This is a genomic window from Thalassobacillus sp. CUG 92003 (assembly GCF_013618635.1).
Classification (GTDB): domain Bacteria; phylum Bacillota; class Bacilli; order Bacillales; family Halobacillaceae; genus CUG-92003.
In genome coordinates, this window is record NZ_JABLSJ010000003.1 from 232,698 (window position 1) to 252,418 (window position 19,721).

Annotated in this window: 23 protein-coding genes; 11 read left to right on the forward strand and 12 right to left on the reverse strand. The window is 43.9% G+C overall.

Annotation, left to right across the window (positions count from 1 at the left end):
- Positions 1–72: 72 nt before the first annotated feature.
- The 3 genes from HOP45_RS05905 to HOP45_RS05915 form a co-directional block, all read right to left on the reverse strand.
- Complete coding sequence (locus tag HOP45_RS05905; RefSeq protein WP_181347994.1) at positions 73–1,488, reverse strand: dihydrolipoyl dehydrogenase family protein; 1,416 nt, start codon at positions 1,486–1,488, stop codon at positions 73–75.
- Positions 1,485–2,084 carry a CDP-alcohol phosphatidyltransferase family protein gene (locus HOP45_RS05910; protein WP_181347995.1) on the reverse strand — a complete coding sequence of 200 codons (600 nt, stop codon included), beginning with the start codon at positions 2,082–2,084 and terminating at the stop codon, positions 1,485–1,487. Before HOP45_RS05910 ends, HOP45_RS05905 begins: the two co-directional genes overlap by 4 nt.
- Positions 2,085–2,307: 223 nt before the next feature.
- The gene (locus HOP45_RS05915) at positions 2,308–2,553 is read right to left on the reverse strand and encodes a stage VI sporulation protein F (RefSeq protein ID WP_181347996.1); all 246 of its coding nucleotides are present in this window, start codon (positions 2,551–2,553) and stop codon (positions 2,308–2,310) included.
- Positions 2,554–2,795: 242 nt separating this feature from the next.
- Here HOP45_RS05915 and HOP45_RS05920 point away from each other — a divergent pair, with 242 nt between their 5' ends.
- Positions 2,796–2,969: an aspartyl-phosphate phosphatase Spo0E family protein gene (locus HOP45_RS05920; protein ID WP_181347997.1), complete on the forward strand. Its 174-nt coding sequence runs from the start codon at positions 2,796–2,798 to the stop codon at positions 2,967–2,969.
- A 158-nt stretch (positions 2,970–3,127) separates the two neighbouring features.
- On the opposite strand, the gene HOP45_RS05925 is transcribed toward HOP45_RS05920, so the two are convergent.
- Positions 3,128–3,895 (reverse strand): N-acetylmuramoyl-L-alanine amidase, encoded by a 768-nt coding sequence (locus HOP45_RS05925; RefSeq protein ID WP_181347998.1) that lies wholly within the window; start codon positions 3,893–3,895, stop codon positions 3,128–3,130.
- 273 nt (positions 3,896–4,168) lie between these two features.
- On the opposite strand from HOP45_RS05925, the gene HOP45_RS05930 reads away from it, so the two are divergent.
- Together HOP45_RS05930 and HOP45_RS05935 are read left to right on the forward strand one after the other, a co-directional pair.
- Positions 4,169–4,867, forward strand: a complete 699-nt coding sequence (locus HOP45_RS05930) for an exosporium glycoprotein BclB-related protein (RefSeq protein ID WP_181347999.1) — start codon at positions 4,169–4,171, stop codon at positions 4,865–4,867.
- A gap of 120 nt (positions 4,868–4,987) precedes the next feature.
- Positions 4,988–6,046 (forward strand): tetratricopeptide repeat-containing glycosyltransferase family 2 protein, encoded by a 1,059-nt coding sequence (locus HOP45_RS05935; RefSeq protein WP_219914497.1) that lies wholly within the window; start codon positions 4,988–4,990, stop codon positions 6,044–6,046.
- 85 nt (positions 6,047–6,131) lie between these two features.
- On the opposite strand, the gene HOP45_RS05940 is transcribed toward HOP45_RS05935, so the two are convergent.
- The gene (locus tag HOP45_RS05940; RefSeq protein ID WP_181348000.1) at positions 6,132–7,703 is read right to left on the reverse strand and encodes an NlpC/P60 family protein; all 1,572 of its coding nucleotides are present in this window, start codon (positions 7,701–7,703) and stop codon (positions 6,132–6,134) included.
- 307 nt (positions 7,704–8,010) lie between these two features.
- Between HOP45_RS05940 and HOP45_RS05945 the strand changes: the two genes are divergently transcribed.
- The 3 genes from HOP45_RS05945 (at position 8,011) to HOP45_RS05955 (ending at position 9,630) form a co-directional block, all read left to right on the forward strand.
- On the forward strand, positions 8,011–8,619 hold the full coding sequence (locus HOP45_RS05945) for a plasmid pRiA4b ORF-3 family protein (protein ID WP_181348001.1): 609 nt from the start codon (positions 8,011–8,013) through the stop codon (positions 8,617–8,619).
- Positions 8,620–8,632: 13 nt separating this feature from the next.
- A complete protein-coding gene (locus HOP45_RS05950) occupies positions 8,633–9,085 on the forward strand; it encodes a UPF0158 family protein (protein ID WP_181348002.1) in 453 nt (150 codons plus the stop codon).
- A gap of 77 nt (positions 9,086–9,162) precedes the next feature.
- Complete coding sequence (locus HOP45_RS05955; RefSeq protein ID WP_181348003.1) at positions 9,163–9,630, forward strand: divergent PAP2 family protein; 468 nt, start codon at positions 9,163–9,165, stop codon at positions 9,628–9,630.
- A 49-nt stretch (positions 9,631–9,679) separates the two neighbouring features.
- On the opposite strand, the gene HOP45_RS05960 is transcribed toward HOP45_RS05955, so the two are convergent.
- From HOP45_RS05960 to HOP45_RS05970, 3 genes are all read right to left on the reverse strand, one after another.
- Positions 9,680–10,456, reverse strand: coding sequence for an acetoin reductase (locus HOP45_RS05960; RefSeq protein WP_181348004.1), 777 nt, complete (start codon positions 10,454–10,456; stop codon positions 9,680–9,682).
- Between the two features lie 212 nt (positions 10,457–10,668).
- A complete protein-coding gene (locus HOP45_RS20985) occupies positions 10,669–11,307 on the reverse strand; it encodes a DUF4352 domain-containing protein (RefSeq protein ID WP_181348172.1) in 639 nt (212 codons plus the stop codon).
- 205 nt (positions 11,308–11,512) lie between these two features.
- Positions 11,513–12,496: a helix-turn-helix transcriptional regulator gene (locus HOP45_RS05970; RefSeq protein ID WP_181348005.1), complete on the reverse strand. Its 984-nt coding sequence runs from the start codon at positions 12,494–12,496 to the stop codon at positions 11,513–11,515.
- Positions 12,497–12,763: 267 nt separating this feature from the next.
- Between HOP45_RS05970 and HOP45_RS05975 the strand changes: the two genes are divergently transcribed.
- The 5 genes from HOP45_RS05975 to HOP45_RS05995 all read left to right on the forward strand — a co-directional run bounded on the left by HOP45_RS05975 (position 12,764) and on the right by HOP45_RS05995 (position 16,816).
- The gene (locus HOP45_RS05975) at positions 12,764–13,699 is read left to right on the forward strand and encodes an ornithine cyclodeaminase family protein (protein WP_181348006.1); all 936 of its coding nucleotides are present in this window, start codon (positions 12,764–12,766) and stop codon (positions 13,697–13,699) included.
- Positions 13,700–13,719: 20 nt separating this feature from the next.
- Positions 13,720–13,944 carry a hypothetical protein gene (locus HOP45_RS05980; RefSeq protein ID WP_181348007.1) on the forward strand — a complete coding sequence of 75 codons (225 nt, stop codon included), beginning with the start codon at positions 13,720–13,722 and terminating at the stop codon, positions 13,942–13,944.
- Positions 13,945–13,958: 14 nt separating this feature from the next.
- Positions 13,959–15,395: a sodium:solute symporter family protein gene (locus HOP45_RS05985; RefSeq protein ID WP_181348008.1), complete on the forward strand. Its 1,437-nt coding sequence runs from the start codon at positions 13,959–13,961 to the stop codon at positions 15,393–15,395.
- A 12-nt stretch (positions 15,396–15,407) separates the two neighbouring features.
- Positions 15,408–15,974, forward strand: coding sequence for a hypothetical protein (locus HOP45_RS05990; protein ID WP_181348009.1), 567 nt, complete (start codon positions 15,408–15,410; stop codon positions 15,972–15,974).
- Positions 15,975–16,081: 107 nt separating this feature from the next.
- Positions 16,082–16,816 carry a toast rack family protein gene (locus HOP45_RS05995; protein ID WP_181348010.1) on the forward strand — a complete coding sequence of 245 codons (735 nt, stop codon included), beginning with the start codon at positions 16,082–16,084 and terminating at the stop codon, positions 16,814–16,816.
- A 52-nt stretch (positions 16,817–16,868) separates the two neighbouring features.
- On the opposite strand, the gene HOP45_RS06000 is transcribed toward HOP45_RS05995, so the two are convergent.
- The 4 genes from HOP45_RS06000 to HOP45_RS06015 form a co-directional block, all read right to left on the reverse strand.
- On the reverse strand, positions 16,869–17,057 hold the full coding sequence (locus tag HOP45_RS06000) for a hypothetical protein (protein WP_181348011.1): 189 nt from the start codon (positions 17,055–17,057) through the stop codon (positions 16,869–16,871).
- Between the two features lie 98 nt (positions 17,058–17,155).
- Complete coding sequence (locus tag HOP45_RS06005) at positions 17,156–18,139, reverse strand: HNH endonuclease (RefSeq protein ID WP_181348012.1); 984 nt, start codon at positions 18,137–18,139, stop codon at positions 17,156–17,158.
- A gap of 24 nt (positions 18,140–18,163) precedes the next feature.
- Entirely contained in the window at positions 18,164–18,487 is a 324-nt protein-coding gene (locus HOP45_RS06010; RefSeq protein ID WP_181348013.1) for a nucleoside triphosphate pyrophosphohydrolase, read from the reverse strand.
- A 382-nt stretch (positions 18,488–18,869) separates the two neighbouring features.
- Complete coding sequence (locus HOP45_RS06015; protein ID WP_181348173.1) at positions 18,870–19,625, reverse strand: SDR family oxidoreductase; 756 nt, start codon at positions 19,623–19,625, stop codon at positions 18,870–18,872.
- Between the last annotated feature and the right edge of the window lie 96 nt (positions 19,626–19,721).

A 19,721-nucleotide genomic window follows, 5' to 3' on the forward strand; every position in this document is an offset into this window, starting at 1 on the left:
AATTCTTAACGTTTGGATTAGTATGAGGCAAGGCAGCTTTTCAATTCACTATCTTAAGGAGTCACTTGAACATTAAGGCAGCCACTTAACCAGTTTCCCTGTCACTTTCGGCACAATACCGGAAAATAGTTTTTGTCGCCAGTATTGATTACTGATGGTTTCAATAGCCGCAGCATGGTTGGGATAAGGGTAAATCATCTGGGAGAGATCACCGATTTTCGCCCCTTGGTTAACAGCGTAAATCAGGACTTGCATCCAGTCGCCCGCACCTTTCCCCAGCGCGTGGGCGCCTAAAATTTTCCCATTCGTATCTGTGATCACTTTAATAAATCCGTCATCTGCATGATCCGCTACAAATCGATCCACTTCATTTAATGGCGTGTAATAGATTGAAGTGTCATACGCTTTGCCAGCCTCTTGCTGGGTCATGCCTAAATGAAAGATCTCCGGTGTGATATATGTGTTCCAGGGGAGAAAATCGTACGACATCTTACGTTTCAAATTAAATAGCGCATTCTGCACTACGAGTTTGCCCTCCTGGCCAGCCACGTGAGTAAAAGGAAAGGAGCCATTCACATCTCCAACGGCGAATATATGATGCTGGGAGGTTCGTAACGTGTGATCCGCTTCGATGAATCCTTGTTCGTCTTGTTTGATGCCGGCTTGCTCGAGCTTAAGGGTATCAGTGTTCGGTCTTCTCCCCGTCGCCACAAAAATGTGATCCACTTCCAGCGTGTGCTCGCGCCCGTTTACCGAATAATGCACGAACTTAGCTGCCTTATCGTGTGAACAACGCTCTATGTGGGTATTCGGCAATATGGTCATTTCCTTTTCAAGGAGTTCTGTCGCTTTCGCTTGTATATCATGATCCTCTTGTTTTAATACTGCCGATCCCTTTTCAAATACGGTAACGTCGGTCCCTAAACGACTATAGGCTTGAGCGATTTCTAAACCCACAGGCCCTCCCCCGATAAAAGCCATCCGTTCAGGCAGCACCTCTAAATCGAATACTGTTTCATTCGTGATATACCCCGCTTCCTTCAACCCCTCAATTGGAGGGACCATGGCTCGGGAGCCGGTGGCAATAACAATTTTTTTTGCGGATAAGATTTGTGCGTTCACCGAAATGTTGTGCTGGTTTTCAAACACAGCAGATCCTATGTAAATATCGATGCCTAAAGCTTCGAACCTTTCTTTTCGATCATGTTCTTGTATCTGGCCGATTGCTTCCTTGACCCGACGATTGATCTCCCCTAAATCCACTTTGCCGCTTGCCTTGATTCCGACCGCTTCTAATTGGCGCGCATGGAACACTTCGTTTGCCGCTTCAATCAGGGCTTTGGATGGAATGCACCCCGCATGCAGACAATCCCCGCCTAGTTGCTCGTTTTTCTCAACCAGCGCAACTCTTGCCCCAAGCGAAGCTGCGCCTGCCGCTACCGTCAGCCCACCGGCTCCTCCGCCAATTACGATGACATCATACGTCATTCAGTACCCGCTCCTTTATGTAAAAGTCGTCTAGCTTCGATAAACCGCTGAACACCCGTAAACGTTTCGACCGCGAAAAATAACAACGTCGTCCAAAACAAGATACCAGGAAACAGTAGCATCACGCTGAATAACACAAATCCTTCGGTACGTTCGGCCAGACCGGCTTGGTAATAAAACGATTTGATGCCCGCCTGTTCCGAGACAGCGCCCACGACTAGGAAAATGGTCATCGAAAAGATGATCGAAACGCTGAGTAACAAAAGTGGCCATAGCAGTTCGGGGTATACATACGCAATGGCTACAATCATGCCAATTTCAACGAGACGGTCAAACGTAATATCCATGACTGTGCCAAACGGCGATGTCTTTGTATGCCTGGCCATGGAACCATCCACAGCGTCGAGAAAACCGGATGCCCAGAGAAAGATGACACTCAATAGTGGATAACCTAGAATATACAGAACACTCGTCATCAAACCTATGAGAAGAGCGATTACCGTCACTTGATTAGGGGTGTGCCCGTGTTTCACCAACCAATGAGCCGTCTTGTCAATGGATGGATTTATGTATTTTCGAGCATGTGTGTCTAACATATTTATACCAACTCTCTATCTCCATTCCTGTCCTCTTTATTAAAACACCCTTGTGACCAGGCAGCAAAACAAACGTTCAGTGCCCACACTCATAATGGCCTATTCACATCTAACCATTCTTCCCGGTTTTTCCCGCCCCTACACAAAAACACTCCTGCAGGCAAGTTCGTAACCTTGACTGCAGGAGCCTCCGTTAATGGAAAAAATATTCAAACCTGTATGATTAACGCTTCTTATTCATCATTTTTTCAATGGAGCCAAGATCTTTTGGAACGTTACCTTTGATAATGGCATTCACAATCTTATCTTCTTTTTCCTTAGAGACAGGTCGTTTAGCCATTTTCGAAACTTCTTTCACAATACCCCTGATTGTTTTCTCATCTTTGAAATTCGCACCTTGCAAAGACTGGGCCAATTTGACGACATCATTCATCTTAACTCCCGTCTTCTTCTCTAAATTTCCAAACATGTCATACACCTCCCATCAGCCCTAAACATACGCTCATCCCTATTGTATGGAACGATGCCTGCGGTTGTATCGGCGTATAACCACTAGAAAAACAATATTCCAGTTCATGTTATGTGTTGAATTAAGGCGTTAATTTCCAAAAGTGTCATAAATTATTAAAATTAACGAATTACTATTGGGGGAATAGTCTAATGTGCCCTTTATATGCCAACAAAAAGAAAGTTCGGAACGGAGGCTAACCATTGACTGAAATCGAGAAATTGGAAAAGAAAATCAATCAATTAAGGAAAAAAATGTACACGATATATGAAAGCAATCCCACAGATAGTAAGTTATTAGAAGTCTCGCAAGAACTAGACAGTTTATTAAATGATTTATGGGCAAAATCTCAGAGCAAACCAAAAGACGCACCTTAACCTCATGGTGGAAAATAACCTGACCTGAAGGTATCGACAAAAAGCCGAATGATTTCGGCTTTTTTTGTTTCAAGAAAGGCGTTCTCATCACAGAGCGTATTCTGAGCCTCATGAAGAAAAAAAGTCCCCCCTATAGTAAGAGGAGAGTTTATTTTACATTATTCGATTGCTTTCTTATAAGCACGAAGCGCCATAGCTGCGCCTTCTGCTCGAGTCATGTGCTGATTGGGTCTGAATGTGCCGTCTCCATAACCTTTAGCAATACCTAATTCTCTGGCTTCATTTATTTCATCAGCGAGTGGTAGATCGTTTGGTACATCTGTAAAGCCTGTATCCTGTCTTCCTTGGTACGCCACTCCATAGTATTCACAGATTCCTTTAGCGTGTTCAACAGCGACTTCTTTCTGAAAATCTTCACTTATCATGAGTAATGCTTCACGTTTATTATCCATAAACCCATTTTCACTTAAAATCGCGATCATCTGTGTTTCTCTTAAAACATGAAAATCAGCCTCTTTAACTCCGCGCCAATTTTGACTGGTCCCTTGTCTGAGATACTTGCCTATAGAAGCAGCTAAATTTCCTGCCGCTCTATTGGTGTGGCCGGGATAGACATAAATTTCGTTGCCGTTAGGATTCGGCGCACTGAATGAACCATCATATGCATTATAGTGTATCGCAATATAAGCGTCAGCATTTCGGCTGTTAGCTAGGTTCGTTCGCGTCGTAAGCGGTGTATCAGCGTCAGTCGGTGCTACCAATAACGTTTGGAAACCATTTCGTTCCAATTCTTGTTTTAGAAAATTGACGACCGCTTTGTTAAATTCATTTTCTTTAATCGCACGGCCAATTTCGGGTATATGAGGCGTACGTTTACCGGCTGTATTCATGCCATGGCCGTCGTCAAGTGCAATAAGCTTGGGCATTTTTTCACCCCCTTTCTGGGTAAAACTGCCATTTCATTCCATGTACCTTATATTACATGTCAGCTAAAGCAATATTGCATGTGCCGTCGCCTTTGTTTTCTATAATTTTAACAATTCAATGAGTTGACCTACGATAATTGGCACCTGTACCCCCACGCTACCAACTATCACTACTCTAAAATTAAAAAAACAGTCTATTACCATGTTATGAGACCACACCTTTTATCCATAGGTTAATAAGATAGTCTTAGTAAATAGGAAAGGTGAGAATATATGAAAAAAAGATTAAGAACAAGTCAGACACCTATTGCAAGAGATATAGGCGGCTTTTCAGGAGTCTCGGCGGCTGATTGCTGTAATACTTCACCCATAAGAGGCTCGCGGGGGCCAACTGGACCTGAAGGACCTGAGGGGCCAATCGGACCTACCGGGGCTACGGGCTTGCCAGGAACAGGTTCAATTATTCCTTATGCTTCAGGTTTACCTGTTGCATTGACTACTGTTGCAGGTGGGTTAGTCGGGACCACCAGTCTCGTCGGCTTTGGAAATAGCGTGACAGGTGTATCATTACTCGGTGGAGGGCAAATTGATTTAACTGGAGCAGGTGGAACGCTTCTCAACTTTGCTTTTTCCGTACCTCGGGATGGAACCATCACATCAGTGGCTGCTTATTTCAGTGCTACTGCCTCCGTTACATTGGTAGGCGATACAACCATCCAAGCTCAAGTATATCGATCAGCCGACCCAGCTACGAACATCTTTACCCCTATTCCAGAAACCCTCGTTACACTATCACCTGAGTTAACTGCACCTGTGACTCTAGGGGATATCGCACGCGGAACCCTCTCTGATCTATCTGTCGAAGTTGATCAAGGCGACCGTCTATTAATGGTATTTTCGGCAATTGTTGACGGAATTGAACTGGTAGGCACTGTTCTTGGTTACGCCAGTGCTGGTGTCACTATCAACTAAAGGACATTTATCAAGAAAGAGTGGTCTCACTCTTTCTTGTTGATGTGCTAATTATCTAGACAACAGGAATAGAACAACTTAAATCGAGGAGGGATTCGTATTATTTCGATCAGTCTATGTATGATTGTAAAGAACGAGGAAGATCACTTAGCACGGTGTTTGCAAAGTGTGCAACACTTAGTGAACGAAATTATTGTTGTCGATACAGGCTCTACGGACAACACTAAATCGATTGCAAGAGAATTCAACGCCAACGTTTACGAATTTAATTGGGTGGATGATTTTTCAAAAGCTCGCAACTTCTCATTCAAACAAGCGACAAAAGACTATATTTTCTGGCTTGATGCTGATGACGTTCTATTAGAAGAAGAGCAGCAAAAGCTGGCTTCTCTTAAACAAAATACGGTCAATCAACCTGATGCAATATCCATGGTATATGTGCTGGCCAGGGATGAGAACAATACCGTTACACATAGCGTTCGACGGAACAGACTCGTGAAGCGTTGTAATAATTTTCAGTGGCACGGGGCTGTCCATGAGTATTTAGAAGTTGGCGGTAATATCCTGCAAAGTGATATCCAGGTTACGCACTTAAAGGAGGACACCGGGATAAGTTATCGCAATTTACACATTTATGAAACGATGATCGCTAACGGCGCCGAATTTAGCCCAAGAGACTTATACTATTACGCTAACGAATGCTACGACCACGAACAATTCGAAAAAGCGGTGAACGCTTACAAGAAATTTATTGATACCGAAAAAGGATGGGTTGAGGATATCATTGCTGCTTATGGAAAATTAGCAGATTGTTATATCAGCTTAAATGATAGTCTTGCAGCCATTGACGCGTTATATCAATCGTTCCATTATGACATACCACGAGCAGAGAATTGCTGTAGATTAGGGTATATTTATGTTCATTTTCGCGAATTGAACCAGGCTATTTTTTGGTATGAGTTAGCGACAAGGCTTGATTATGATAGCGTCAAAGAAAAAGGTGGCTTCGTCAACTCAAATTGCTACACGTGGCTCCCTCACCTTCAGTTATGCGTCTGTTATGACGCCCTTCAAAATCATGCCAAAGCGTATTATCATAATAGTCGAGCAAAAGAATACAACCCTACACATGAAGCCATCATCCATAACGACGCCTATTTAAAATCCAAAATCGAATAGCCATCCCCTCCCCACACAAAAAAGATGCCCTCAATTTAATGAGAACATCTTTTTTGTTTATATAGACGACTAACTTTTGAATAGCTTACTTATCCACACGCTTGGCCCCATAATATTTCGGCCCCCAGAACGTGCTCGTCTCAAGATTGGTGACCGTTACACCTTGAGAAACCGTAACATGGATGACCTGGTCATCTCCTGCATAAATAGCGGGATTCAAATACTCCGCCTTTAAGAACACAATGTCCCCAGGCTCCAAATCCTCTCTTGAAATTTCTTCACCCACTTCCCACTGTTCATCACCATGACGCGGAAGCTCAATCCCTTTCGCTTCTTCGTAGACATATTGAATGAACTCTGAAGCGCCAAATCCTTCAGGGGTCTTGCCTCCACTTTCGTAAGGTACGTTTCCAATAAATTGAGCGGCTTCTGAGACTATCGGGTTTTCTTTCGAAAGCTGCAGCCCATCAAACCGCTTTACGCCCGTAAATTTTTCCTGCCAATAGGAGGAATCCAAATGGGACACCGTCACGCCTTGTGATCTTGAAGCATGGACGAACTGTCCATCTCCAGCATAAATCCCATTGTGAGAAATACCATCCCGGTACGTATCACTAAAAAATACGACATCTCCCGGCTGGATGTTCTCCAGTCCCACCGTTTCTCCGACTTGCCACTGTTGATCCGTGGAACGAGGAAGGTAGATATCTCTCACTTCGTTGAAAACATATTGGGTTAAACCAGAGCAATCGAACCCGTGCGGCGTTTCTTCACCGAATATATACGGAACCCCGAGATAATGAAGAGCGCCAGCGACAAGGTCATGATCCGAAGCGATATCAGAAGGGATATCTCTCGCAAAGTTTACCGTAGCACTGTACGTCTTCCCTTTATACATAATGGAGCGCGTGTTTTCCCCTTCCGTCAAAGGCTCGTCCAAATTAAAGGTAAGTGACGCTCCGTCCGTAAAGTTTGCTGTCAGATGATAAGCACTAATCGCCTCCGCATCTGCAATCTCCAAGAATAAGTCTCCATGAGCCCGTTCGGTATTATACGATAACAAAGCAAAGTCCCCGCGCTTCATTGGCGTTTCTGGCGCAAATGTCGTGGCAGTCATGCCGGAAATCAGGTCGTGCGAATACAAGACTTTCAAATCATCTATGTACCAGGCACCCTTTTCGACATCAGTAAAAGGCAAGGATACTTCCTCTTTCAGTTGAAGATCATACCCACGGACAAGCATCGCAGATAAAGCAGCACGGGTAATGGTTTGGTCGGTTCCAAATACATTGTTGCCCATCCCTTCCACTATGCCTTCTTGATATAAAGCATTGACTGCATCGGCGTACCACCTTTCTTGTGAGACATCAATAAAGGGCGCTTCTGGCACCTGGTCTGTCTCTAACTCCATCAGCCTCGCTATCATGACCGCAGCCTCTGCCCGGGTAATCTTAGCTTTAATTTTAAACTCTCCATCGTCATATCCATTGACGATCTGCTCATCGGCTAAGGCTTGAATGGGATTGTAGTAAAAATTTTCTTCCGGCACATCAGGAAAATGGGCCTTATCGGCTTTCACTGATTGCAGCGGAACAAGCAGGATAACAGCCAGGATAATCCCCCAGATCAGCCGCCTGCCGTGCGTGTGAGTGCTCATGTTCTCTGGCCTCCTCGTTTTTTTAATAGGTAGAACGGTGTTTTTTCATATATCGACTGGATTCCATGTCCTTTCAAGTGGAACAGATTACTTTGCTAAATGTTTGCGGTGGTGAATGCACTCTTTTAAAATGAGCAACAAATGACTAGTAGCAATTTTTAGTTGATTAAGTTCAGAAAGAAGATCCTGTAAGGAGGGTGCCTTGCCTCTTGTAAGTGCCTCAGCATATATTCAGGCTAATTGTGGCTTTTGTCCATTTTAATCAATCATCCTCCTTATAGTAGAATGAGTAAAAAGGAGAGTTGTTATGAAAAGCTATCAATTGAAAATAGTCCTACTGGGTACAAGTCCTTTAATTTGGCGGCGTGTCATTATGCCTGCTGATGTTACATTTAATCGTCTTGAGGAACAGATTGTAGTGACGAATGACGATGAGGCATATGAACAGAACAAATTTTATAAAAAGCAATACAAGAAGAGCCAACCCTCAGATAAGGAAGACCCGTTTGGTTTCATCACGCGAGAACTGTCAACAACGTACAGGAAACCTGAGGGAATTAAGATTGATACGTTTATCGAAAACGATCATGAGCTATTTTATGAATACGATTTTGGAGATGACTGGCGTTTTCACATCATTTTGGAAAAGGTGGTGGAGGACCACTACTATGGGTATCCTATTTTAGTTGATGGCGCCGAAACGGCTCCTCCTGAAGATGTGGGAGGAATTCCTGGTTTTTACGACTTTTTAGAGATGTACAATAATCCCTCACACCCTGAACATGAAGATATGCGTGCTTGGGCAGAATCGCAACTTTTTCGGGAGTACGACCCTGACCATATCAATAAGATGCTGAAATTTATCCATTACAAAAAAACCGAGTGGGATAAAATTACGGAGAATGACTCATTATGAGGAGTGGTCATAAATGAGAGCAAATCTTCAAGACATAGTGGACCATATCGACATGTCTCAATATGATTTTCTTGCTTGTTTTGACAAACAAACATATGCACCCGTAGCAGTCACCCTAGAATCGTACCGAGCAGCAGAGGAAGAAAAACCTTTTACCGATTTTCCTTACTGGCAGCATAAAGAATTACAATTGGCTACAGAGATGGAAGAAGACCCAGAGCGATTCATCTCACTCCCTGATCACTTTGATATCGATGATTACCGGATCATGGAAGCCTTTTGTTTTACCACTGAAGAAAACAAACGGAACCAACTACTGAACTGCGTCAGAGGAAAAGGGGCATTTAGAAGATTCAAAGATAAGATAAATCTATTAGGAATTGTTGATGACTGGTATGCGTACAAGAATGAACAATACTTAGAAATTGCGAAAGAATGGTGTGAAGCCCACGGGATTAAGTGGTAAACGAAAGGTTCTTTCGCATATCTACGCTAAGGATAATGAAATGTAAAAGAATATGGACAAGGTGGTGGGATGACATCATGAAGAAAATGAATCGAGGGATGTGGACCGCGTTATCCGCAATAGGCATCGCTCAAGCATTCAAAATCCTGACTCATAAACAAGTGACGGGGAAATGGGATGCCAAACAAATCACGACGACCGGCGGGATGCCGAGCTCTCATTCAGCAGGTGTTTCAGCACTGGCTTCTTACATTGCCGCGAATAAGGGGTCACGTCATACAGAAACAGCCCTGGCTGCCATCTTCGGCGTAATCGTCATGTATGATGCCCAGGGGATCCGTCGCCACACGGGCGAGATTGCCCAATTGGTAAATGAACTGGAAGACAATTTTGCGAAGCTGTCCGGCGATTTTCCAAGCTTTGAGTTTGTCGAGCGCGAGAAGGAACTGAAAGAATTACTCGGGCATCAGCCATTGGAGGTCGTTGGTGGTGCTTTGCTCGGAATCATTTTAGGTCTGACGTCAGCAAAGCTGGAAAACGATTAAGTATCTGATAATAAAAGCTGCTGAATATATTCAGCAGCTTTCCAAGAAATTAGCTAAATTCGATTCCACCGTCGATCATAACAGATTGGCCTGTCATGTAATCTGAGTCAGAAGACGCTAAATAAGACACAAAGTTTGCCACATCTTCCGGTTCTTCAGTTCGCCCAAGCGTAATGCCTTCAGAGAATTTTTCAAAAGCTTGACCTGGCTCCAGTCCCATATATTCTACCATGCTAGCATCAATACGGTCCCACATGGAAGTCCCAACGATACCTGGGCAATAAGAGTTGACATTAATATCAAATTGAGCTAGTTCTTGAGCGGCAGTTTGGGTAAGACCTCTAATCGCAAATTTCGTCGCAGAATAAGCTCCAAGAAAACTATAACCTTTATGGCCAGCGATACTGCAAGCGTTGATGATCTTGCCACGCCCCTCTTGTTCTTTCATGTGCTCAGCAGCAGCTTGAATTCCGAATAAAGTACCAAGCACATTGATATTATTAATCGTTTTGAAGTCCTCTTCAGTTACATCTAATAGGGGTGCTACTTGATCAACGCCCGCATTATTCACAAATACGTCCAGACGCCCGAAATAGTCAACTGTTCGTTTCACTAGTGAAAATTGATCCTCTCTCTTACTGACGTCACCTTCAACAGCGACGCTATCATACCCTTGATCACGTAATTCCTGCGCTGTAGCATCAGCTGTATCTTTATTTATGTCATTAATTACCACTGAAAAACCGTCATGTCCTAACCTTTTGGCAATTCCTTTACCAATCCCTTGACCAGAACCGGTAATAATCGCAACTTTATTTTCAACCATAGTATTCCTCCTATAATTGTTGATCCATAATTTCATATTCCCCTAACATAATCGCTTAAACTATACCGGAAAAAAAATTCTTGCAGTTTCCTATATACCTCCTTTATAAAGTTGTTATTATCCTTGTCAAATATTAGTCTACAAAAAAAGGACCGTTTTACACCAACGGTCCTTTTACTATCTCAAAATTTTTTATTGACAATCAGCGCTTTTCAGTTTTCTAAGTTAATCTCAATGGATTCAGTGCCAAAGAATCCTGTTTGAGCATGAAGGGTGGTTGAAGCTAATTCGACGTCTTTTGGCACCTCGAAGACGACCTTGCCTCTTTTTGATAAACCAGGATTAATTTGTTCAAGGAAGAAATCATCTTCTTCTGACATGGCCATCAAAACTTCTCCATCAGTAATTGGGTCGTATTGCGCTCCACCCGCACTAATCGAAAAGTAGCTTGAGTCAATGGTTAACGATTCATCTTTATCATTTTGAATTGTTACATCCGCAATCACATATTTCCCATCCGTTGTGGCGTTTTCAATAAATTCGTTGCCGCTGTCAATCTCGCTTGTTTCTTCCACACTATTAACCGTAAAGGTCGTATTTGCGATCTCTGCCCCTTCCCCGACACCTACATTTTTTGTTCCTTCTTCACTAGATTCAACATCTTCTTCTTTTGGAGCTTCTTCATTGGTCTCCTTATCCTTACTATTACTCTTGTTTTCCTCTTCATTCTGATCCGTTTGCGCTGCCGTGTTTCCTTGCCCAGTTGCTTCATCTCCATTATCACCAAAGACAGCACCTAAAACGATTAAACCAACGATTGCGATTAATCCCCACTTGATAAATTTCTTAATCTCATTCCTCCCTCATATTTTCAGCCATAAAAACACCCTTAAGCAGTAAGGTTCAGTAGACGGTAACTATCCTCTCCACCCTCCAAATTCACTCATGCATAGACCTTTGTTTCGCATCATTTTAGCCCCCTTGATTTCTTGTTAACTCCATCATAAAGAAAAGGGTGCACAAAAATTTGTGAACCCAACGTACGTTCTCTATTCACTATTTATACCGGTCATAAATGGCTTCGACTTCCTCTTGTACCTGCTCGACTAATGCTTCCGGCGAGATAACTTTGGCTTTTCTCCCCCAGGTGAGGATCCAGTTGACAAGGCCTGTGCTCATCTTCGCTTTTGTCGAGAGAATGAAACTGTCGCTGCCTGAAGGTTGTATGGAAACGTCATGCCCGAAACGATCAAGCACCACGTTCACCAGTGACTCATCGAACTCGATTTTCACCCACACGTCCTCCCCTGCAAACATGTGGAAACTCTGATTCACGTAAGCCTGAATGTTAAAATCCTGACGGCGAAACTTTTCTTCCGATATCCGGATATTCCGCATGCGATCCAGTCGGTAATGCCGCATCTCGTCCGTCTCTTTGAACCGTCCAATCAAATAGTAAAAATCGTTCTGCCAAATCAAGGCGTAGGGTTCCACTTCATACGTGTTTCCGTCACGATGGTATTGGAATTCTTTCTTTATATTGTATTTACCATATTGGTAATGAAGCACGTTACGTTCGGAAATGGCCCGATGAACGTGGTCAATGCTTAACTTGACCAGCTGGTAATCATCATTCGCTGATTGTGAAAATAACATAGGGTCGGGCAGTGTTTTGGCGATGTGTTTACTTGTGAGCTGCTTCGTCTTCTCGATGAGTTCCTTTTTTTCTTTCTCTGTAATAAATTTGGCTGATAACAGCGCATCATTAATCAGACGAAGCTGGTATGTTTCGAAAACACGGTCTTGGAAACTATAGTACACCTTCCCAAAACGTCCGGTATGTTTCATCACTTCAAAGCCCGTATCCTCTAATATTTCCATATCACGCTTCAATGTTCTCGCGTCGAAACTCGCCTCAGTACCGAACGTTAACTTCAGTTTATCGATAATCTCCTGCATGCTTAATTCGTGAAGTTCATCCGTTTCTTCGAATAAAATATTCCGGAGTTCAAGCATCCGCGTGTTGCTGTTTAGTTCCATTTGAGAGCCCCCTGATTGATTTACACCGTTTGTCATGGTTATTTAATCATTTTTTCACACATTCGATACACAACCATCTCCTTACCACCATAACAAAAACTTCCATATTAAAGCCAAAGATGCCCGAATACTGAGCACAAGTTGGGTAATCCTAATCGATTTCTCGATGCTCACGTGATCCCGCCTAAAATGAGAATGTCGAATTATTTTATCTATTCAGAAAAGTTTGGTAATATTTTTTGTATATCTAAAGAAAGGAGGCAGCTTATGGAGCTTATTTCAGCTGAAGAGATTAAGAAAAGGTATTCCATGCACGCCACCATGAACGGAATTGAACACTTTTTTACGTCTCAGGAAGGAGACTACATATCACCCGACCGCATGCATATCGAAGACGGGGACAATACAGCGTTGCTTATGCCTGCATTCTATAGAGATTATTATGCGACGAAACTCGTGGGGGTTGCCCCGAATAACTCCAGCATAGGCAAAGCAACCATTCATGGCCTTATGGTGCTATATGACCGCAACACCATGGTCCCCTTGTTCATGTGTGATGCCATGGCCATCACGTCCTTACGAACAGGAGCCCTGGGTGGTCTCGGAATGAAGTACCTTGCTAGAAAAAATGCAGACACGCTCGGCATCATCGGGACAGGGACACAAGGATGGAGCCATTTGCAATCGGCACTTGTTGCCCGGGATATCAAAACCGTCCATATCTTTAATCGAACAGAGGATAAAGCGTATCAATTCAAAACACAAGCCGAACAGGCTTTTCCAGACGTGACCTTCCACGTCTCTACCATCGAAGTATTGGCCTCTCAGTCCGATATCATTGTGACGACTACAACCTCTTCGTCACCTGTATTGCCGCAGCTTGATACTTCTCAATGGAAAGGGAAACTGATCGTAGGCGTCGGATCCTTCCGCCCAGCCATGCAGGAAATTTCCGATCACGTATTAAAGGAAGCCGATGAGGTCTACGTAGATGCTTCCAGTGCCTTGCGGGAGTCAGGGGACATGATCAGAGCGGCTGAGCTGCGGTCAGATTTGGATGGCGTATGGGACCTTGAGAAAATCGTCACGTCCAATCACCAACCTTCTGATACGGAAAACAAAACAATTATCTATAAATCTGTTGGTGCGGCTATCTTTGACTTGGTCGTAGTCCAATCCATTTATGAGTCGTGCTATAGGTAAGAAAGGAGCGGAATGATCGCATGAAGCAACTGACACGGAAGAAGTGGAAAGACCCAGGTATAGTAATGGTTATTCTGTTGTCCATCATCGCTTTGTTCGTCTGGGTTTGGTGGCCCACTGACACGTATATCGGCGGTATTTCCTTAGCCGGCTGGGCCATGTTCGTCTGCTTTTTCATTTGGCTGGCGCTGACTGTCGCTTATGTCATATGGATGGAGAAACTGGAGAAAAAAGACACAGATTAAGGGAGTGAAAAACCATGCAAATAATGGAAGCCTCGATTCTTGGCCTTTATTTAATTATTATGACGCTAATCGGCATCTGGTTTGCTAAACGTGCCCATTCCTCGGAAGGCGACTACTGGACAGCCGGCGGCAAAATCAACAGCTTCGTCGGGTCGTTCGCCTTTTTCGCGGCGGTCGCGAGCTCAAGCTCCTTAATGGGAGCAGTCGGCTCTGGCGTTGCGCTTGGTATTCCATTTTTATTAGCTTACGGGTTCGGAGCGGTCGCGATCCCCTCGTTCGCTATGTTTTTGATTTCCGGACAAATCAGACGATCAGGTGTGAAAACACTGCCGGAGTTTTTCAAACATCGTTACGGAAAGTCTGTGCAAATCGTTGCCGCTATTTTAGTCGTTTTATGTATGACCTTTTATATGATCCCCCAGCTGACAGCATCCGGTCTCATTGGTTCCTACGTTCTCGGGATTGATTACGTGACCGCCGTCATCATTCTAGGTATCGGCTTCACCTTGTATGCAGCTCTTGGCGGCATGTGGGCCATTACATATACCGACTTGATCCAGGGAGCGGTCATGGTGATTGGTATGTTCATATTGTCGGTGATTATCTTGATGGATCATGGCGGCGTGAACACTCTGATTCAGGATGCACTGGCAGTCGACCCTCAATTCGGTTCCGTGACCCAGCCGTGGATGTCTTATTTCGGTTTGTTCATTGCTTTTCTCTGGTTCGGCGTCGTGTCCCCTTCTGCTGTCATGAGGAACTTTGCTGCGCGTGATGCCAAAACAGCCCGCAGGTCCGCGCTGGGAGCTTGCTTCCTTTATGTCACCGTGTTTATTTTCGGTTTCTTCATTGCTTCTGCCGGTGCGAGCCTGGGCATTGCTGAAACGCTGGAGAACCAGGATATGATTTTCATATCGGTCATCGAACACTACATGCCGCCTGTATTAGCCGGCATTATGTTAGCCGGCTTATTAGCAGCCATCATGTCATCAGCAGATGCCATGCTTTTAGCCGTGGCTGCAGGGATTTCCCATGATATTTACAAAGAATACATCAACAAACAAGCATCAGAAAAAGCCGTCACACGGCTCGGGCTCATCGTTATGATCCTGGCGAGTATCGTCGGCATCCTATTCGCGATCAATCCGCCCCAGCTTATTGCCGTCATGGTCGGCTGGGTAAGCGGTGCAATGTTATCAGCATTCGGATTCCCACTCGTATTAGGTTTGTGGTGGAAGCGAACGAATACAGCAGGTGCTCTGGCTGGAATGGTCGGCGGAACCGTAACGTTTATTATCATGGCTCTGCTGCCCTTCGCGCTCGTGTCCGAACACCTGGTTTCAGCCCCCGTGTCTGCGCTATTGACTATCGTGGTGAGCTTGCTGACAGCACCACCATCTGCAGAAGTCCAAATGGAAGTCGACCGTTATCACACTAACGTAGAGGCATAAGAAGGTGACAAAATGAATGTACGTGTTTTAGGAGAAGAACATGTAGCCGAAAAAGATCTGCCAGGGCACATGTATAAAAGTTTAAAACCATCGTTAAAATGGAAGCCTCAGGTGAATCAAGAGCTCCTGGGGCAAGGTATGATAAAACGACAGAAAGTCTATCACCCTATGTGGATCGTCAAATTACTGGTCATAGCAGAGAGAAAACCTTTTCCACCCCGAACTCGACCGAATATGGTCTTTGTCGATGCCATCTCCGGTTATCGCGGATTGTTCCCTAGTGTGCCGCCGATACTCTCGCAAGACGTCTCTCAGGCAAACGTGAAACAAGCCGCCATTACCAAACAGGAGCTGTTGAACAAATATGTCATCGATGTTCAGGAGAAACAAATCAATCGCAGCTATGTATTAAAAAAACCGCGATATGAGGTGAAGTCAGCAGAACTCGTTTACTTACCCTTATGGGAAGCACACGTGGAAACGGACGCGTTGACCCAAACGTTTGTCATCAATGCCAATACAGGAGAATCGGAGAATTTGTTAAAATCGTTATGGTCATCCAGGGAATGGCAACTCTAATGCATGAAAAATACGCCCCGGGGCTTAGATGATAATATATCCAGAGCCGTTATTTATTTCTCACACCAGGACTATAATGGACATAGCTAAGTAAAGGGGCGATGTTCATGAAAAAGTGGAGTTTGTTTGCCGTCGCAATAGGGAGCGCCATCATTCTATTAATTGCCGGTTATCAAATGGTCCAAGTGGCAGAAGGAAAAAGCAAAAAAGAAACGGTTGAACGAGATGAGGCGGAATCCTTATCGGTCGAACTTGATATGGGAGTGGGGAGTCTAAATGTGGAGCCAGGTTCAAACGAATGGCTAGTCGGGCAATTCGATTACAGGCATTCCAGGCAAAAACCTGTGGTCTCATACAAACAGACAGGCTCCGAAGGCCATATCGATATTAGTGAGCAGCGACGTTGGTTCGATTTTAACGTTCTCGGGTTCTTCCGCAAAGGAAAAAGTGAATGGAATGTAAAGCTGAATGATGAAACCCCGACTGCACTTAATGTTGATACTGGCGTGTCCGATTCCCACCTGAATTTACGCGGATTATACCTGACCGACTTGGACGTCGATACTGGTGTAGGCGATGTCACGTTAGATTTATCTGGAGAACGACAGGAAAGCTTTGACGTCAAAATCGATTCTGGAGTCGGCGATACGAAGATAGCGCTCCCTGAGGAAATCGGCGTCAAATTAAAAGTCGATAAAGGGGTAGGAGCGTTGCATATCGAAGATTTCATCACCCAAGGCGGCAACACGTATGTCAACGAAGCCTACGAAAATGGAGCGGCGATCACCATTGAGATGGATGTAGACATGGGAGTTGGCGACATTACAGTGGTAGCAAACTAAGCCATTAACCGGGAGCTGCCCAATTTGATAGCTCCCGGTTAAATTCAAGGAGCTAGTCTTCACCTTTTTTCAGCAATCTTTTTAAGCTGGGCGCAATAAGTACTCCTATCAGGCCTGCCACACTCATGATAACGATTTGTCCCCAGTCCACGGGTTCATTTCGCCATAAACTTATGGCAAATACCGCAACAACCACGCCAAACACCCAAGCTATCCAAAATTTCACGACGCTTTTCGCCATCTGTATACCCCCTATATTTAAGACTTTTCAATCACCTAAAAACGCTTGGAATCTAAAGACCCAAGCGTCCACTTACTACCAAGCACATCATTGTTTCACTATCTAGGCACCCAAATGTCCTCATACCCGTTCTGTATCGAATAATCATAAAGGTGAATCATTTTTTCTTTCTTATACGTTGCCAATTCGCTTTCTTGTTGCACAAGTTCAGGCTGATTAATCATCCTTTCATTTCGATCCACGACCTCATCTAAATAGCTCCGCACAGCTAACTTATCATTTTTTGATGTATTACATGCGCTGCAGGTAATGACCAGATTCCAAATGTGATCAGATTGAACGAATGACCATGGGATAAAATGATCCACATGTGTTTGCATGTTGGTTTTATGAAGTGATTTCCCGCAATAAAAACAATTATCCTCGAAATAGTGTAATAAAACCTTTTCAAATGGTTTGAGAGTGGAGCGTTTTGCGATGCTTTCCACTTTATTCAATAAGTATTGAATATGAGGACCTTCATTTAATTGCTCAATCATCTTGGCCATGTGATGATTGACTAAGTCGATCAATAAGCGTTGATATTTTCTCATGAACGTTAACACAGCACCATTATACTTGAATTGTTCGGTCTTATGATCAAAAGCATAAAATGCTCCCTGGGTATCGCCGTACAGCGCGCCGAATACATTTGTTTTCATAACCGCTTTAATACGCCTTGTGGCCGCAAGCTGAATGGTCGTATCTAATTTATCAAACGGCATTTCTTGTGGGATGTTATAGGAATGATAGATGTCATTTAATTGATTAACGACAGCTGAACCTCTCGTTCCTTGTTCAAGCTCGTGATGAATGACCAAATTCCAATAGATTTTCGTAAACGAGTAAGCCAATTGATCATACGTGACTTCTGCTTCTTCGTCCACCTGATAAAGGTTTTCGATCATCGCTTTCAAAAGGCCGAACTTATACGTTGCAGATTTCTTTGATTTTGTAGTCAACACAATGGTAAAGGTACGCCAAATTTCTTCTTCCGTTAAATAAAGCGCCCTTAACTCTCCCACGCGTAATTTATGGCTCATCTCAAGCACCCCATTAACCCTCTATCAATCGTCCACATTCACCAAGAAAACCTTTTCATAAAATGAGCCCCGTTGTTCGGCTTTCTGTCTACGCATGTCCTCCAGTTTTTCTATGGACCCTCCATGCACGTCAGATAACACATGGATTAATTCCAATAAATCAGCCAATTCTTCTAAGGCATCTTGATCATGATCCGTATTTTGGTATTCGTTTAATTCTTCTTGCAGCTTTGTTTGCAGCGAATTTATGTAGTCATTTTTTTCGAGCGTCCGCGTTTCACACTCTTTCCCTGTGCTCCTGATAATGTCAGGTATGCGATCACGAACGAGCTTATTATAGTTGGGCAAATAAAAGACCTCCTATTACATTCATAACTTATCCGGTAACGTATAAGAATTGAATTTCACAAGAAAGGTCATTGGGATTCTCATTTAGGACGAATGCTTGGAAAGTACGGTTATCACAATGAGGCAGGATGACAGGCCTAACCCTGTTGCTCGAAACTTTATATATCCAAGGAAGCGTGACTGACCTAATGAGAATCCACCATGCCTTTCACATCATGCATACCTGTCCCCCTATTTTATGAATAAAGGGCTTTTCTTTTTAGGAGAATGGGATGGAAATGACAATGCGCTATTCTACCCAATGAATGATCATCGCAGACGTAAATCGCATAAACAGTTCCTTCATGCCCTCTATCATTTTTGATGATACGAGCATGTGAACTTATCTTCCCATCCATCCTCCATCAACCGTTAAGATATGTCCATTTACATAATTAGAAGCGTCCGAAGCCAAAAATACGACACTGCCTTTGAAATCGTCCGGTATCCCCCAACGAGAAGCCGGGATACGTTCTAAAATTTGCCGACTTCGGGTGTCATCGTTGATGAGAGCAGTGTTCATATCCGTAGCAATGTAGCCTGGGGCAATCGCATTGACGTTCACATTGTGCTGAGCCCACTCATTCGATAAAGCCTTCGTTAATTGACCGACGGCGCCTTTCGCAGCAGCATAAGCAGGGACAGTGAGCCCTCCTTGAAACGTAAGTAAAGATCCCATGTTGATGATCTTGCCCTGTTGTTGTTCCACCATATAGCGACCAGCCTGCTGGCAAAGGGTCCACACAGCTTTCAAATTGACATTGATGACATCATCCCAATCTTCTTCAGGAAAATCGACGGATGGTGAGCGACGCTGGATGCCTCCGTTATTAACCAAAATATCGATTCGATTAAACTGCTCGACAACGGAAGGGATACACGTTTTTAATTCCTCACTATCTTCCAAATGACACGGAATGATTTCACATTTTCTCCCCAGAGCCTCGATCTCTTTTTTTACCTCTTCATCTGAGGACCGCTGCAGCAAAGCGACATCCGCACCGGCTTCTGCCAGAGACAGAGCAAACGCACGGCCAATTCCTCTGTTCGGACCTGTAATTGCGGCTACCTTACCTTCTAAGTTAAACGAGTCTAGTATCACGTTATACCCTCCTTGAATTATTCCACTATTGCCTTTTTCGATATTGATAGCTTCGAGTCTTATGTTACCACTTAAAAGAGGCTTTCGTATATG

What these genes read in the sequence shown, in the direction of transcription:
- HOP45_RS06000 (WP_181348011.1), bottom strand. Translation starts at nt 17,057, where the DNA reads ATGGCGAAAAGCGTCGTGAAATTTTGGATAGCTTGGGTGTTTGGCGTG.
- HOP45_RS05970 (WP_181348005.1), bottom strand. Translation starts at nt 12,496, where the DNA reads ATGGAACTAAACAGCAACACGCGGATGCTTGAACTCCGGAATATTTTA.
- HOP45_RS05980 (WP_181348007.1), top strand. Translation starts at nt 13,720, where the DNA reads ATGAAGCAACTGACACGGAAGAAGTGGAAAGACCCAGGTATAGTAATG.
- HOP45_RS06005 (WP_181348012.1), bottom strand. Translation starts at nt 18,139, where the DNA reads ATGAGCCATAAATTACGCGTGGGAGAGTTAAGGGCGCTTTATTTAACG.
- HOP45_RS05910 (WP_181347995.1), bottom strand. Translation starts at nt 2,084, where the DNA reads ATGTTAGACACACATGCTCGAAAATACATAAATCCATCCATTGACAAG.
- HOP45_RS05995 (WP_181348010.1), top strand. Translation starts at nt 16,082, where the DNA reads ATGAAAAAGTGGAGTTTGTTTGCCGTCGCAATAGGGAGCGCCATCATT.
- HOP45_RS05955 (WP_181348003.1), top strand. Translation starts at nt 9,163, where the DNA reads ATGAAGAAAATGAATCGAGGGATGTGGACCGCGTTATCCGCAATAGGC.
- HOP45_RS05950 (WP_181348002.1), top strand. Translation starts at nt 8,633, where the DNA reads ATGAGAGCAAATCTTCAAGACATAGTGGACCATATCGACATGTCTCAA.
- HOP45_RS05905 (WP_181347994.1), bottom strand. Translation starts at nt 1,488, where the DNA reads ATGACGTATGATGTCATCGTAATTGGCGGAGGAGCCGGTGGGCTGACG.
- HOP45_RS05915 (WP_181347996.1), bottom strand. Translation starts at nt 2,553, where the DNA reads ATGTTTGGAAATTTAGAGAAGAAGACGGGAGTTAAGATGAATGATGTC.
- HOP45_RS05945 (WP_181348001.1), top strand. Translation starts at nt 8,011, where the DNA reads ATGAAAAGCTATCAATTGAAAATAGTCCTACTGGGTACAAGTCCTTTA.
- HOP45_RS05925 (WP_181347998.1), bottom strand. Translation starts at nt 3,895, where the DNA reads ATGCCCAAGCTTATTGCACTTGACGACGGCCATGGCATGAATACAGCC.
- HOP45_RS05960 (WP_181348004.1), bottom strand. Translation starts at nt 10,456, where the DNA reads ATGGTTGAAAATAAAGTTGCGATTATTACCGGTTCTGGTCAAGGGATT.
- HOP45_RS05990 (WP_181348009.1), top strand. Translation starts at nt 15,408, where the DNA reads ATGAATGTACGTGTTTTAGGAGAAGAACATGTAGCCGAAAAAGATCTG.
- HOP45_RS05935 (WP_219914497.1), top strand. Translation starts at nt 4,988, where the DNA reads ATGATTGTAAAGAACGAGGAAGATCACTTAGCACGGTGTTTGCAAAGT.
- HOP45_RS05985 (WP_181348008.1), top strand. Translation starts at nt 13,959, where the DNA reads ATGCAAATAATGGAAGCCTCGATTCTTGGCCTTTATTTAATTATTATG.
- HOP45_RS05930 (WP_181347999.1), top strand. Translation starts at nt 4,169, where the DNA reads ATGAAAAAAAGATTAAGAACAAGTCAGACACCTATTGCAAGAGATATA.
- HOP45_RS05940 (WP_181348000.1), bottom strand. Translation starts at nt 7,703, where the DNA reads ATGAGCACTCACACGCACGGCAGGCGGCTGATCTGGGGGATTATCCTG.
- HOP45_RS05975 (WP_181348006.1), top strand. Translation starts at nt 12,764, where the DNA reads ATGGAGCTTATTTCAGCTGAAGAGATTAAGAAAAGGTATTCCATGCAC.